The organism is Vibrio vulnificus CMCP6 (assembly GCF_000039765.1).
Lineage (GTDB): Bacteria > Pseudomonadota > Gammaproteobacteria > Enterobacterales > Vibrionaceae > Vibrio > Vibrio vulnificus_B.
This window is the reverse complement of sequence record NC_004459.3, coordinates 1,699,945-1,714,775: the sequence shown is the minus strand read 5'-3', so window position 1 is coordinate 1,714,775 and position 14,831 is coordinate 1,699,945. Positions and strand designations below refer to the sequence as shown.

At 46.1% G+C, this 14,831-nt stretch carries 13 protein-coding genes; 2 read left to right on the top strand and 11 right to left on the bottom strand.

All coding sequences use genetic code 11. The features are described from left to right. Positions 1 to 8: 8 nt before the first annotated feature. The 7 genes from deoA to VV1_RS08150 form a co-directional block, all read right to left on the bottom strand. Positions 9 to 1,337 (bottom strand): thymidine phosphorylase, encoded by a 1,329-nt coding sequence (gene deoA / locus VV1_RS08175; protein WP_011079643.1) that lies wholly within the window; start codon positions 1,335 to 1,337, stop codon positions 9 to 11. Positions 1,338 to 1,425: 88 nt separating this feature from the next. Beyond that, positions 1,426 to 2,202 (bottom strand): deoxyribose-phosphate aldolase, encoded by a 777-nt coding sequence (gene deoC / locus VV1_RS08170; RefSeq protein WP_011079642.1) that lies wholly within the window; start codon positions 2,200 to 2,202, stop codon positions 1,426 to 1,428. Positions 2,203 to 2,761: 559 nt separating this feature from the next. After that, entirely contained in the window at positions 2,762 to 4,024 is a 1,263-nt protein-coding gene (locus tag VV1_RS08165) for a NupC/NupG family nucleoside CNT transporter (RefSeq protein WP_011079641.1), read from the bottom strand. Positions 4,025 to 4,229: 205 nt separating this feature from the next. Continuing rightward, positions 4,230 to 5,027: a TatD family hydrolase gene (locus VV1_RS08160; protein WP_011079640.1), complete on the bottom strand. Its 798-nt coding sequence runs from the start codon at positions 5,025 to 5,027 to the stop codon at positions 4,230 to 4,232. Further along, a complete protein-coding gene (locus VV1_RS24820) occupies positions 5,014 to 5,151 on the bottom strand; it encodes a DUF5363 family protein (protein ID WP_013571192.1) in 138 nt (45 codons plus the stop codon). The genes VV1_RS08160 and VV1_RS24820 overlap by 14 nt, the downstream gene beginning before the upstream one ends. Before the next feature lie 130 nt (positions 5,152 to 5,281). Further along, a complete protein-coding gene (gene prfC / locus VV1_RS08155) occupies positions 5,282 to 6,871 on the bottom strand; it encodes a peptide chain release factor 3 (protein WP_011079639.1) in 1,590 nt (529 codons plus the stop codon). A 132-nt stretch (positions 6,872 to 7,003) separates the two neighbouring features. After that, positions 7,004 to 8,092 (bottom strand): GGDEF domain-containing protein, encoded by a 1,089-nt coding sequence (locus VV1_RS08150; RefSeq protein WP_011079638.1) that lies wholly within the window; start codon positions 8,090 to 8,092, stop codon positions 7,004 to 7,006. 286 nt (positions 8,093 to 8,378) lie between these two features. Between VV1_RS08150 and VV1_RS08145 the strand changes: the two genes are divergently transcribed. Next, on the top strand, positions 8,379 to 10,442 hold the full coding sequence (locus tag VV1_RS08145) for a putative bifunctional diguanylate cyclase/phosphodiesterase (protein ID WP_011079637.1): 2,064 nt from the start codon (positions 8,379 to 8,381) through the stop codon (positions 10,440 to 10,442). Here the strand turns inward: VV1_RS08145 and rimI are convergent. From rimI to ubiT, 4 genes are all read right to left on the bottom strand, one after another. After that, on the bottom strand, positions 10,414 to 10,866 hold the full coding sequence (gene rimI, locus VV1_RS08140) for a ribosomal protein S18-alanine N-acetyltransferase (RefSeq protein ID WP_011079636.1): 453 nt from the start codon (positions 10,864 to 10,866) through the stop codon (positions 10,414 to 10,416). The two genes, VV1_RS08145 and rimI, sit on opposite strands and share 29 nt — an antisense overlap. Before the next feature lie 6 nt (positions 10,867 to 10,872). Further along, entirely contained in the window at positions 10,873 to 11,274 is a 402-nt protein-coding gene (locus tag VV1_RS08135; RefSeq protein WP_011079635.1) for a DNA polymerase III subunit psi, read from the bottom strand. 141 nt (positions 11,275 to 11,415) lie between these two features. Next, a complete protein-coding gene (locus VV1_RS08130) occupies positions 11,416 to 11,919 on the bottom strand; it encodes a GNAT family N-acetyltransferase (protein WP_011079634.1) in 504 nt (167 codons plus the stop codon). Beyond that, positions 11,903 to 12,430 carry a ubiquinone anaerobic biosynthesis accessory factor UbiT gene (gene ubiT, locus VV1_RS08125; protein ID WP_011079633.1) on the bottom strand — a complete coding sequence of 176 codons (528 nt, stop codon included), beginning with the start codon at positions 12,428 to 12,430 and terminating at the stop codon, positions 11,903 to 11,905. Before ubiT ends, VV1_RS08130 begins: the two co-directional genes overlap by 17 nt. Positions 12,431 to 12,697: 267 nt before the next feature. On the opposite strand from ubiT, the gene VV1_RS08120 reads away from it, so the two are divergent. Then, positions 12,698 to 14,737, top strand: a complete 2,040-nt coding sequence (locus VV1_RS08120) for an EAL domain-containing protein (RefSeq protein ID WP_011079632.1) — start codon at positions 12,698 to 12,700, stop codon at positions 14,735 to 14,737. The last annotated feature ends 94 nt before the right edge of the window (positions 14,738 to 14,831 follow it).

Sequence of the window (14,831 nt, the reverse complement as noted above, 5' to 3'; positions counted from 1 at the left end):
AATAGTCATTAAATATCTTCTTGGCGAATTTGACGATATACGTCTGGTGTTGGTGTGTACTCACCACCCACCTTAATCGCTGCTTGTAGTGCATTCGCGGCTTCTTGCCACTGCGCTTCGTTACGAGCGTGAATCATCGCCAGTGGTTTTTCGCTGCTTGCGATTTCGCCCAAACGGATAAACTGATCAAAACCTACCGCGTAATCGATGCTGTCTGTCGCAACGCGGCGTCCACCGCCCATCGCCACCACAGCCATACCAATAGCACGAGTATCCATTGCAGACACCACACCGGTCTCTTTGGCGTAAACAGGCTTAATGATTTCAGCTTTATCGAGGTAGTTGTCATAGTTGTCCATAAAGTCAACCGGACCACCTAAACCTGCGACCATCTTACCAAAGCATTCTGCCGCTTTACCGTTATCCAGTACTTCCATCAATTTCGCACGTGCGTCTTCGGTATTCTCAGCCAATTTACCAAGTACCAACATTTCAGCACATGACGCCATCGTGACTTCAAGCAAACGAGGGTTACGATATTCACCTTTGAGGAAACGAACCGCTTCACGAACTTCAACAGCGTTACCCGCAGAAGAAGCCAATACTTGGTTCATGTCGGTCAAAATCGCCGTCGTCTTAGTGCCCGCGCCATTCGCCACCGCCACAATGGATTTCGCCAATTCTTCTGAAGCTTCGTAAGTCGGCATAAAGGCGCCCGAACCGACTTTCACATCCATCACTAAAGATTCAAGACCTGCCGCCAACTTCTTAGACAGAATGGAAGCGGTGATCAGTGAGATGTTGTCCACCGTCGCCGTAATATCACGAGTGGCATAGACTCGTTTGTCTGCTGGTGCAAGATCGCCCGTTTGGCCGATGATCGCTACACCTGCTTCTTTGGTCACTTGACCGAATACGTCGTTACTTGGTGTGATGTTGTAGCCAGGAATCGCTTCCAGTTTGTCTAACGTACCGCCAGTATGGCCCAGGCCACGACCCGAGATCATCGGCACGAAACCACCACATGCTGCCACCATAGGGCCAAGCATTAGAGAGGTCACATCGCCCACACCGCCGGTTGAGTGTTTATCAACGATTGGGCCACCAAAGTTCATGTGACTCCAATCAATCACCATGCCAGAATCTCGCATTGCACACGTTAGGGCAATACGTTCAGGCATCGTCATTTCATTGAAAAAGATGGTCATCGCGAACGCGGCAATCTGACCTTCAGAGACCGTATTGTTCGCCACACCTTGGATAAAAAAGTTAATTTCGTCGGCAGTCAGCGCTTCGCCGTCGCGTTTTTTACGAATAATTTCTTGAGGTAAATACATTAGAGCCTCCCAAGCCCAATGGGCCATGGTAAAAGTAGGATAAGAAGGTAACGTGGTGCTCTCACACCACGTTCAGACGTTATTAGAATTAGTACGCTGCAGGATCAGCGACTTGGTCTGTTACTTCTAATGTATTTAGTAGGTTGGTTAGCAAGCTAGATGCACCAAAACGGTAGTGCATATTATCCGCCCACTCAGAACCTAGGATGTCATCTGCCATTGCTAGGTAAGCCGCTGCGTCTTCCGCAGTGCGTACACCACCAGCAGGTTTAAAGCCAACTTTCTCAGCCACGCCCATGTCACGAATCACTTCAAGCATCATGCGTGCGTATTCTGGCGTTGCGTTAACTGGCACTTTACCTGTTGATGTTTTGATAAAGTCTGCACCCGCTTCAATACAGATTTGCGATGCTTTCTTGATCAACGCTTCTTCTTTCAGTTCGCCGGTTTCGATGATGACTTTCAAAAGAATGTCGCCACATGCTTCTTTACATTGCTTAACCAATTCGAAGCCCACTTTCTCATCACCAGCCATCAATGCGCGGTATGGGAAAACCACGTCAACTTCATCGGCACCGTAAGCGACCGCTGCTTTGGTTTCAGCGACTGCGATTTCGATGTCGTCATTGCCGTATGGGAAGTTCGTTACCGTTGCAATGCGAACTTCTGGTGTACCTTGCTCACGAAGTGTCTTCTTAGCAATAGGAATAAAGCGAGGGTAAATACAAATCGCTGCCGTGTTACCTACAGGCGTTTTGGCGTCGTGACAAAGTGCGATCACTTTTGCATCAGTGTCGTCGTCATTTAGCGTTGTTAGGTCCATAAGTTTCAGTGCACGTAGCGCTGCTGCTTTCAAATCGCTCATTTCTATCTCCGATCAATATTCAAAAATTTCACTACTCAGCCCCTTTTTCTGTTCACATCACAACGATAAAACAGCAAAAAAGGTCTTTGCTAAACAGTCATTGATGAACGGACTTGGTTCCTTGAAGACTCGGTAATCATTACAACTACCAATTGCTATCCCTGTCACCGCACAGTACCAATTTGGCCTATGGCACAACAATCTATGATTGCGGTGTCTTGCATATCAGAAGTTAAGCAAGGCATCCTACCTTGTTATTCAACTCTGTTATGTTTGGGCATTTCATTGCCCTTACAAACTCATCTATTCAGCAGGTGATTGGCTCAGCAAGGCCTAATCCCTCTGGTCTGATTACTACATTATAGATATTCATCGCAAAACTGTAGTGCCAAATAGAGCGCAAACGGTTTGTATCTCAAAAAAACTCAGCCTCTCACACAAGTGAACGTTTGCTCAATGCGTCACCTTCACTGGCGCTAAAAACTGAAAACGCCCCGCAGCAATCTCTTGCTACGGGGCGGATTTAAACGGCGTCTATAAATGCTTTCTCTTAACTAAATTAGAAAGACAGGAAGAAGCCAGCAATGGTCGCTGCCATTAGGTTAGATAGCGTACCCGCTGCAACCGCTTTAACACCCATACGAGCGATGTCGTGACGACGAGCAGGAGCAAGGCTACCTAGACCACCAAGTAGAATCGCGATAGAAGAAAGGTTTGCGAAACCACATAGAGCGAAGGCGATGATTGCTTGAGTCTTCTCAGACATTACTTGACCTGTTGCTGGAACAACTTGTGCTGCATCACCAACGTAAGGTACGAAGTTTAGGTAAGCTACGAATTCGTTTACAACCAGTTTTTGACCGATGAAAGAACCAGCAAATGTTGCTTCAGCCCATGGAACACCGATTAGGAATGCTAGCGGCGCGAACAACCAACCTAGAATAAGTTCTAGAGTTAGGTTTTCCATGCCAAACCAACCACCAACACCACCTAGGATGCCGTTAACTAGTGCGATTAGACCAACGAATGCGAGTAGCATTGCACCAACGTTTAGTGCTAGTTGTAGACCAACTGATGCACCGCCTGCTGCTGCGTCGATAACGTTAGCTGGCTTGTCGTCACCACCATCAATGTTGTCTTCCAAGCTTTCATTTGGAGTATCAACTTCTGGTTTGATGATTTTAGCGAACAGTAGACCACCAGGTGCTGCCATGAATGATGCTGCTACAAGGTACTCTAGAGGTACACCCATAGATGCGTAACCTGCTAGTACACCACCAGCAACAGACGCTAGACCACCACACATTACTGCAAATAGCTCAGATTGAGTCATTTTTGGTACAAACGGACGAACCACTAGTGGCGCTTCAGTTTGACCAACGAAGATGTTAGCTGCTGCAGACATTGACTCGGCACGAGAAGTACCTAGTGCTTTCTGAAGGCCGCCACCTAGGATCTTGATAACCCACTGCATCACACCAATGTAGTAAAGTACAGAGATAAGTGCTGAGAAGAAAATCAGTGTTGGTAGTACTTGGAAAGCAAAGATGAAGCCGATACCGTCAACTGAGAAGTTAACTAGGCTGCCGAACAAGAAACCAGTACCGTCTTTACCATAGTCGATCACGTTTTGAACACCAGCAGAGAAACCCGCTAGTAGATCACGACCCCATGGTACGTAAAGAACGAAACCACCGATGATGAATTGGATAGCAAAAGCGCCAGCCACAGTTCTAAGATTGATAGCTTTACGGTTATCTGACAGTAGTAATGCAATTCCTAGCAATACTGCCATACCGACTAGGCTCATAAACAGGCTCATAGTTTATGACTTCCTTATTAAGTTATTTATTGGCGTGTTACAAAATGGAGCTATTAAGCGGGGGCCATTATACTCATGCCCCAATAATTAAAGTAATGCCACCTTCACACTTTCCCATAAGATTCATCGCTAATTCACCTCCATTTGTGAGTAAACTCACAATAACATACCGAACGAGATTTTCTTTAAACAAGTTTTTTAGATTTCATTCACAGATAGAGAACAGAGAATTGCTATTTTTCCAGATTTGAGAGGCAATCGTTTGCTTTGTTTGATTATGCAACAAACCCAACTCATTTAGTGGATGAATAATCTGAGCGGGTGTATTGAGCTTTCCTTGAAAGCCAAATATCGGCATATCTGGCGCATCGGTTTCAAGCAGCAGTTTTTCTAAAGGGAGTCGACTGATCGCTTGGCGCGTTTTGTTCGCTCTGGGGTAGGTAATGGTTCCCCCGACCCCAAGATAAAAACCCAAACGTACCCACTCCATTCCCTGCTCATAGCTACCAGAAAACGCATGGATAACGCCGCCTTTTGGTAGCCGAGCCGCTTTGACTAATTGAATGAGTCGATTGTGACATCGTCGATTGTGCAAAATAACCGGCAGTTGATACTGCTTGGCCAAATCGAGCTGGTAGTTCAACGCCTGCTCTTGCAATGCCGTGTCTTGTTCAACCCCATCATCCAAACCGCATTCCCCGATGGCTACACAGCGAGTGTCACGCTCGTCCAACAAAGCCAGAAGAGCACTTTGTTTTTGCTGATAATCCAACGTCAAAAAATAGGGATGAAAGCCCAACGCATAAAAGATTGCAGGCCGAGTCTGTTCAGATGGCATTGCAGACCATTGCGCCAGTGTTTTTACTTTTTGCCAGTTATCGGGACCAACGGATGGCAGTAACAAACGTTCTACACCGACCTCAAGCCCTCTTTGAAGATGCTGTGAGCGCGCTGGTTCGAAAACGTCAAAATCGAGATGGCAATGCGTATCAAACAGTTTCATCGCTTTTCTTTTCTCGCGCTGGATCTTTTTTGTACGGAACACAACTGCGCTTTTGTTCAGGCGTTAATCCCATCTCTTTACACCAGTTATCATAACGTTTTAACCACTTTCGCCACCATTGCATGTGCACTTCCTTACTGTGATGATTGCCCTTTCATTATCGTCTTTTACCGCAGATAAAAAAGAGCCCTAAGCGACAAACTTAGGGCTCTTAGCAAACAGATTATGCGAACCAAACGCGCACATTAGCGTGATTAGTGTTCACGAGTCGCTCGGAATTCCACTTCAGGGAAACGCTCTTTGGCAAGATTGAGGTTTACCATGGTTGGGGCAATGTACGTTAAGTTATCGCCACCATCCAGTGCTAGGTTAGTTTGGTTCTTACGCTGGAACTCGTCTAGCTTCTTCGCATCACCACATTCAACCCAACGTGCCGTCGCTACGTTCACACTCTCGTAAATCGCTTCTACGTTGTATTCAGATTTCAAACGCGCCACAACAACATCAAACTGAAGCACACCAACTGCGCCCACGATCAAATCGTTGTTCTGCAGAGGACGGAATACCTGTACTGCACCTTCTTCTGAAAGCTGAACAAGGCCTTTTAGTAGTTGTTTTTGCTTCAGAGGATCGCGCAGACGAATACGACGGAATAGCTCAGGCGCAAAGTTTGGAATACCAGAGAACTTCAGCGATTCACCTTGGGTAAAGGTGTCACCAATCTGGATAGTGCCATGGTTATGCAAACCAATGATGTCACCAGCATACGCAGCTTCCGCGCGAGAACGATCGCCCGCCATGAAGGTCACGGCATCAGAAATGTTCACTTGTTTACCCAAGCGAACGTGATTCATCTTCATGCCTTGAGTATACGTGCCCGACACAATACGCATAAACGCGATACGGTCGCGGTGCTTAGGATCCATGTTCGCCTGAATCTTAAAGACGAAACCAGTGAACTTGTCTTCAGTGGCTTCCACTGCACGTTCATTGGCTTGACGCGGTAGCGGCGCTGGCGCCCAATCTGTCAAACCATCAAGCATGTGGTCAACACCAAAGTTACCCAATGCAGTACCAAAGAATACCGGAGTCAATTCACCTTTTAGGAACATCTCTTGATCAAACTCGTGAGACGCACCAAGAACCAGTTCCAACTCTTCACGCAGTTGCTCAGCGAGATCCGCACCAACCTCAGCATCCAAATCAGGGTTATCAAGACCTTTGATGATACGCTGCTCTTGAATCGTGTGTCCCTGACCCGTTGAGTACAAAATGGTCTCATCACGATGGATGTGATAAACGCCTTTGAACTCTTTACCACAACCGATTGGCCAAGAAACCGGGGCGCAAGCAATATTCAGCTCGCTCTCGACTTCATCAAGCAGTTCCATCGGATCGCGAATATCACGGTCCAATTTGTTCATAAAGGTCACGATCGGCGTATCACGCAGACGGGTGACTTCCATAAGCTTGCGAGTACGATCCTCAACACCTTTCGCGGCGTCGATCACCATCAAACACGAGTCAACCGCCGTTAGCGTACGGTAAGTATCTTCCGAGAAGTCTTCGTGCCCCGGAGTATCGAGTAGGTTCACTAAGCAATCGTTGTACGGGAACTGCATCACCGATGTTGTCACCGAGATACCACGTTCTTTTTCCATTTCCATCCAGTCAGACTTAGCGTGCTGGCTAGAACCACGACCTTTTACTGTACCTGCGGTTTGAATCGCACGTCCGAAAAGCAGGACTTTTTCTGTGATAGTTGTTTTACCCGCATCTGGGTGCGAGATGATCGCGAACGTTCTACGTTTAGACACTTCGCTTAAAAAAGGAGCATTTGACATGAAACTGGTCTTCTGTGTTTTATCTGAGCCGGAAATCGGTGCACGTCATGTGAGGTGACTAACCAGATTCCTGAGTAGATTCAATTTTGCGCGGTATTCTCGCTTATTCTCGACCAATCGGCAACTTTGATCCTAACGACTGACATGATCACCGGTTGTCGTTTGCCTAAACGAGGGCCAATCAGTCTCCTCTTTTGTGTGACGATGCAGATTGTGCGGCTCGGAAAGCGTCACCCTATCCCGACCATTCTCTTTGCTCTGATACAGCGCAACATCAGCTCGCTTCAACCACGACTCAACATCATCCCCCTCCAGACATTCCGCAATACCTGCACTCAACGTCACACTAGCGTGCTTTGGGTAGGCTTGCTTACGTACTTTTTGGCAAAGGTGGCTGACAATCAACAATGCAGACGAGGCCGAAGTGTTTTCAAACAGCAACAGAAATTCATCGCCTCCTAAGCGAAACAGCAGATCCACTTCCCGCGTATTGTGCTGAATCGTCTCGACAACTAAATTGATCACCTCATCACCGACATCATGACCATAACGGTCATTGACCTGCTTAAAAAAATCAATATCGATGATTGCAATGGATGAGGCAGTGTATCGCTTGTGACCATCAAGTGCTCGCTGCAAAAACAGATCCAATTGATGTCGATTCAGTGCCCCAGTCATCACATCGCGTGTCGAGAGATAACGCAGCTTGCTCTGTAACCGAACAATCAACCACACGGCAAAATGGGCAATGACAGCGCAAAATGCCAAGGCAATGGCAAAACGATACATAATCTCGAGGTCTTGCTTCATCGCCGCAGCCCAAGTGCAGCCAATAATCATCAGCACATTAGTCACAATGGCGTCATGGTGAGGAATGATAAACACCAAAGCGATGATGATCGGAAATACCCAATAGGTCGCCAATGTGCCAAAAATGGCCACACTGCAAACAATCGAAGCCAACAAAAAGCCAAGGGGGATACGATGGCCAATCACACTTCGTTTTAAGCAACAAATCCCGACGACTTCGATAATAAAACCGATCTCAAAGGCCACCATCAGCAGTGCAAGATACCAGTGACCAATGTAGAAATTCTTTATTGCGAGAGGAATAAAGGTCAGTAGCGTTAACACCACCACTAACTGAAGTACTTTTTGTGCGCTGTTTGGATCCAGCAAAGCGTTGGGAGCGTTGAAAGGTTTTTCGTTCAAGTTCATCATGGTTCACCATCCTACATCCCCACTACTGACGTTGTAATGCTCTCGAATTCCTTTCAAGATTTCGCATTACGTCTCAATAAATATTTACTCGAGTATCATTAAGCATACAAAGTGATCCCATTTCCTCGTCGAAAAAGCCGAGATGTTTGCATTCTGTCTCAATGATAATACAGCACACTCGACACAAACTTAGAGAAACAGCACTGATTCTTAATTTCAGGTTGAGAATTAACCAAACGGTAAATATCGTCTATAACTAAAAGAGTAATTCACTGCGGTCATCAGTATGCTTAGAAACAAAAAAGTGCATTCATTAGCTTTCAAGCAAGCCAGAACCGTTTTTCTGGTTTCCGTTGTATTGGGACTGTGTTTCAGCTTGTACCACATTTTGGCTGATCTGCACCAAGAGCAACGCCGTATTGAAGAGCACTACCAGTTTAAGCTGCTGCAAAACTATTCCAATGCCAGCCAAGCCGCATATCATCTGAATCATCTGCTCGCCGAGCAGGTTGCCTCGACCCTAATGATGGACAATGCCATCTACCGAGTAAAAATCGTCGACGATTTTGGAGACGTGCTGACCCAAAAGCACCGTGAAATTGATTCTCAGAGCCTAACGACTCAGCTGTTGTCTAAAATACTGACCCCCGCTCAACCGTTTTACAAAACAGAACTGCATCAACCCAACGCCAATGCAATTGTTGGTGAATTGAGTTTCTCGGTTGATGGCTCTAGCATCGCCGATGCCTTTATTAAGAAATCAACTCGAATTGTCTTGTTCGATCTGTTTCGCAATATATTACTCACCTCTATCTTGTTGTTTTTCTTTTACTTTAAGCTATCAAAGCCCATTATCACGCTGATTAATTGGGTGAATTCGCTGCAAAATCGAAAAAATGCCTTGGAACTGCCTCCCGGTAACAACAATGATGAACTGGGTCGACTCGCGCTTTCATTTCACAATCTCTGGCAAGCGCGCGCGGCAGCAGAAAGTCAGCTCAACCAATTGGCTTACTTCGATACCCTAACAGGCTTAGCCAACCGCAGCTTGCTGCTAAAAAGCCTCAATGAAACCCTTAAAGAGTCACAAAGCGAGCAATACCCAGGAGTACTGTTTTATCTCGACCTCGACCGTTTCAAAACCATTAACGACTCCCTAGGGCATACCATTGGTGACAACTTAATGCGCACCATTGCGAAACGCCTAGAAGCATGGCTACAACCCGGAGAAATTGCCGCACGCATTGGTGGGGATGAGTTCGCCATTTTGATCCCGAAACTCAATAAAGAAGATGCCGCCAACAAAGCGAAGCAGTTGCTCACCTTGATCTCAAACCCTTATTCCATTGACGATCACCAACTGTATTGCACGGTCAGTATTGGTATTTCCACGTTTGCAGACAAAGGCATCTCGAGCATTGATGTGCTCCGTCAGGCCGATACGGCGCTCTATCGCGCCAAAGTCGCCGGACGCAATAAATACATGTTTTATGAACCAGAAATGCAGGCGCAAGTGGAGTCTTTTTTGGAGATAGAGAAAGGGCTGCATGAAGCACTGCACAAAGGGCAACTTGAGCTTTACTACCAACCTCAGGTCAACGCACAGCAACAAATTATCGGAGTGGAAGCCCTCATCCGTTGGAACCATCCAGAAAAAGGCGTGCTTCCTCCCGGAGTCTTTATGCCCATAGCAGAGGAAACGGGGCAAATTCTGCAAATTGGTGATTGGATTATTGAGCAAGCGTGTTTTCAATACGCTCAGTGGAAAAAAGAACAAGTTTTGCCTGAAACGTTCCATCGACTTGCCATCAACATTAGCCCATTGCAGTTCTCTAAAAATGCCTTTGTCGAACACATCACTCATGCATTAAAACAAGCCAATATCACGGGTGAGCATATTGAATTGGAGATCACTGAGAGCTTGCTATTGGAAAACGTCGAAAGCGCGATCAATAAAATGGCAGAGCTAAAAGAACTGGATCTCAAAATCTCGATCGATGACTTTGGCACCGGTTATTCCTCACTCCGCTATCTCAAACATCTAGCGGTGGACGTACTGAAAATTGACCGCTCCTTTGTCACTCAGTTGCATCTTGATCAAAGCGACCAAGCCATTGTTTCAACGATCATTATGATTGCTGAGCGCTTAAGTTTAGAAGTCATTGCCGAAGGGGTAGAAACAGAAGAAGAGTTCAACACATTGGTCGAACTCGGTTGTGAACAATTTCAGGGGTATCTCTTTGGCAAGCCGCTCCCTGTGGAGATGATCACGCAGAAATTACGTGAAAGCCGTCAGCACCAAGAGAGTCATTCAAGCAAAGTTAAAAGCAACCAAATAAGTAACTCATAATGATCGCGTCTTCCTTCCCTGACTGAGTAGGATAGTAATTGCGGCGACGATCCACTTCGTTAAAACCCATCTCTTGATAGAGATGAATGGCGTTCACATTGCTCTCACGCACTTCTAACCACGCACTTTCCGCGTTTGCCGCTTCACCTTCATCAATAAATGCGTCTAACAACTGGCGGCCATAGCCTTTGCCTTGTTGTTTGGGGCACACTGCGATGTTAAGTAAGGTGAGCTCGCCAACGATGTTTTGTGCATAGAAATAGCCGACTACTTCGCCATCCACCAGCAATACACGATGCATCGCACCGCGACTGGAGAGATCCTTCACCAAGCTCTCTGCCCAAGGGTGCGAATGTGCACGACCTTCAATATGGTAAACAGCCTCAAGGTGCTCCTGAGACATAGGAACGATCATACAACTCATATTGGATTACTCATAAGAACGGATCTGTTGCCACAGCGCACGACGATGCTCATTATGACCATCAATTTGAGCCAACTCTGGCGATTGGAGCACTTTAGCTACCATAGGAAGAGGTTGAACAGGACAGCCCGCAAACCAAACCCATTGCAAAGAATGTGGTTCGAGCGTGCTTAATTGCTCTGGGGTAATGTGCCTTGCTTGAGACAATTCAAGTTGCATGCTTTTAAGCACTTTTTCAAAAAATAGTGCCGTTTGCGAAATGGGGCAACTCGGTGCGATCAACAGTAACTGGCACTCTTCAGGCAGGGAAAAGGTTGGCATTTCATAGCCCATCATCCGTTCTGGATGATGCAATTGCCAAAGCGAAATACCCATTTCCTGTAAATACAACTTTTCGTTTTCAGTCATCGTTTCGTTACTCAAAGATACCGCGGCATACTAACAAAAAAGCCCAAGAAAGTAATAACGAGATTGGGGAATTCACCTCAACTTAGGATAGAGCACCTAAGTTAAGGATCATTCATTGAATCAGCAACAAAGCCGATTCCATCAAAGAGCAGCGAACTCTGGCGCGTATTCCACTCGCCCTTGTTTGGCATCAAACTCACCCGCCGCCATGGCAAACGCTTGAAACGCACCTTCTGGCACTGGCCATTGGCACTCAAAGCCCATCTCGCTGGCGGCAGTAAAACCAAAACGCTGATAGTACTGAGGGTCACCCAAGACAAAACACGCTGGATAACCAAACTCCAACAGCGAAGTTAAGCCTTCTTTGACTAACGATGCGGCGATGCCTTGCTTTTGATATTCCGCTTTGACCGCCAGTGGCGCAAGCCCCTGCCAGCCATTTTCTTCGCCATTCAACGTCATCGGCGTAAACATGACATGGCCAACCACTTCCCCTTCGTCAGTACAAGCCACCAACGACAGTGTCAGACGACCATTCTCTCTTAGTGTCATGACCAAGTTGGCTTCCGCGTCTGTTGGAAATACCTGTTTTAGCAGACTATCGATAACCAATATATCGGCCGGTGCTTCAGTTCGAATAAGCATTTGTTACCCCAATTTGTGTTTGAGGCGATTGTACTCCTTTATGAACAAAATCTGCTAACTGATTTAGCGCCAACTGCATGGCTTTTGGCAATTGCTCCAAATCAACGCTGTCCATTAGGTTTTTAACCTCTAGGCCAAGCTCGGTGTCGCCTTCAATCGTCAAACGACGTTGGAAAAATAGCGTATCCGGATCTTCTTTTCTGCCAGCAATCAGCACTAAGTCATTTAAATTGCCTGAGAAGCACACATCTTCCGAAACAGGTTGTTCGGCAATAACAAGTTGATCATTTTGATAACTTATGAACCAATGCAGCTTGAGATCTTTCACCTCTACCTTCAACCACTTATCTTCCAAAAATTCAAAATCGCCATCTTCTAAAGCTTCTTTGAAGACCAATTTGAGCCCTTCAAGCAAGACTTTTTTATGTACAATTTGAGGCAATAACTGGACTGGAGATCGCAAAATTGATGCGGCATTTTGAACTAGTTGACTGCGAATCTTGTTTATCACGCTTATTTTCCGTTACTTTGTCATAAATGCGACTATCTTAGTTGATAGCATGTGATGAATTACTGTTGTGCGTCAAAAAACGATTTCATATCGCGTTGTTTAAAATAATAACAATCAGCGACGTTTTTTTGACCTTGAATGAAATATTGTCACACTTGTACTGATAAAGCCTTTAATAACGCTATTATCACAGTTATAGTGATTGCGTTTCAGCGATTTCATGACATGGACGATTAATTACGCTCTCTGGAGACGGGTAGTACTTTGATGCCTTCCAAGCAAATGCACCATTGGTTTAATAAACTGACTTCTAATAGCCCTTTTTTCTTCGCTATTCTTGATAAGCAACATAACTATTGCTTGGTGAATGAACGTTATTGCGACGTTGCGGGGTTAGCTCAGGAAGAGCTAATAGGGATGAATGATGCACAAATTTTAGGTGACAACTTTTACCAAAAGCTAAAGCCTTACTACGACCGAGCTCTGCTCGGTGAAAGTATTGAGGCCGAAATCACCCTCGATGAAACCGATCTTGAAACCAGTTTGCATTTTAGTTTGTCCCCTGTGGAAGATGGTGAACAGATTTCTCACCTTCTTTTTCAAGCGATTGATACCTCTGAAAAACACATTCTCGTCAAATCCCTAGAAGAGTCAGAAACCAAGTTTTCTCGTTTAACGCAACTACTGCCCGATGGTTTACTGCTGGTGGAAGAAGACACCATTCTCTCAGCAAACCCCGCTGCGGCTAGGCTGCTTGGTTTCAATTCGCAGCATGACTTGCTTGGCGAAGAGCTCAGTCGATTATTTATGGATGAGAAGAGCAAGATGGTGTTTAGCCATAAACTCTGCTCACTGCTTTCCGAAAAAGCGTTTGTCTGTATGACCAGTGCACGTTGTGGCTTTGAGCGCCGCGTTCAGTTGCATGCAGATTTCACCACCGTGCTGGGCAACCAATCTCAAATCATCTTGATCCAAGACGCTGATGAAACGCCAAAACATCTTTCGGTGAAAAACAGCGATGATATTCATATCGATTCCCTGACGAAGCTCTACAACCGCTTCGGTTTTACCAAACGTCTGGAGCAGTTGATTAAGAGCCAAACCCCCTTGTTGTTGTTTTATCTCGATATCGATAACTTCAAAAACATCAATGACTCGCTGGGCCACCACATTGGTGACAAAGTGATTCTTGAAGTGGCAGCTCGTCTGAAACGACTGTTGCCACAACACTCGGTGATTGGTCATCTCGGGGGCGATGAGTTTGGCGTCATCTTGCCTGAGCCGGAAAACAACCGCATGGCCGAGTTGCTCTCTGAGCGCATCATCTCCTTAATTAATCAGCCATTTGATTTACACCATTTCAGCAAGCGCCTTGCCTGTTCTATCGGCAGTGTTCGTTATCCTGAAGATGGCCAAGATGCACGTGTGCTGCTGCAAAATGCCGATACCGCGATGTACGAAGCCAAAGATCGCGGCCGTAACCGTCTCATCAAGTTTAATGACCAGATGAACAAAGAAGCGCGTATGCGCCTTTGGTTGGAGATCGAACTGCAAAAAGCGCTACAGCAAAATGGCCTTGAAGTGTGGTACCAGCCGAAAGTTAATGCGCGTGACTTCAGCATTAATGGCGCCGAAGCGTTAGTACGCTGGAAGCACCCTGTCGAAGGATACATTAGCCCTGCGGCCTTCATTCCTGTCGCTGAAAAAGCAGGCCTGATTGAGCACTTAGGTCGTGTGGTCATGCGGGATGTATTCAACACGGTCAAACGCTGGAAACTCCAAGGAATTCTGCCTGGTCGCGTTGCGATTAACTTATCGCCAGAGCAATTTGGCAACCCTCAGTTGATCGACTTTATGGAAAAACTCCTGAGAACCACGGAGTTAGACCCTAACTGCATCACTTTCGAGCTGACTGAAAGTGCGGTAATGAGTGACAGTGACCACACCATTCAGATGCTCAACGCGATTAAGAAACTGGGCTTCTCACTCTCCATCGATGACTTTGGTACCGGTTATTCCTCACTGGCGTATTTAGCCCGCTTCCCGATTGATGAACTGAAGATCGACCGCGCGTTTATCAATGACATTGACGTTTTACCGAAGCAGGTCACGGTGATTGAAAACATCATTAATCTCGGCAAATCTCTCAATCTCACCGTCGTGGCCGAAGGGGTAGAAACTCATCAACAAGCGGCACTCCTGTCGAATTTGCGTTGTCACTCGATCCAGGGGTTCCATTTCCATCGCCCCCAGCCTAAACATGAGATAGAAGAACTATTTGCACAAAATCGTCGCCATAAAAACTGACCTTCTCCCCTCTCCAAAAGAGGTAAATCTCAATTTATTGCGCCAAACCTAACTTACATCAATTCTGCTATTCATATTCCTTCATAAAATGCCC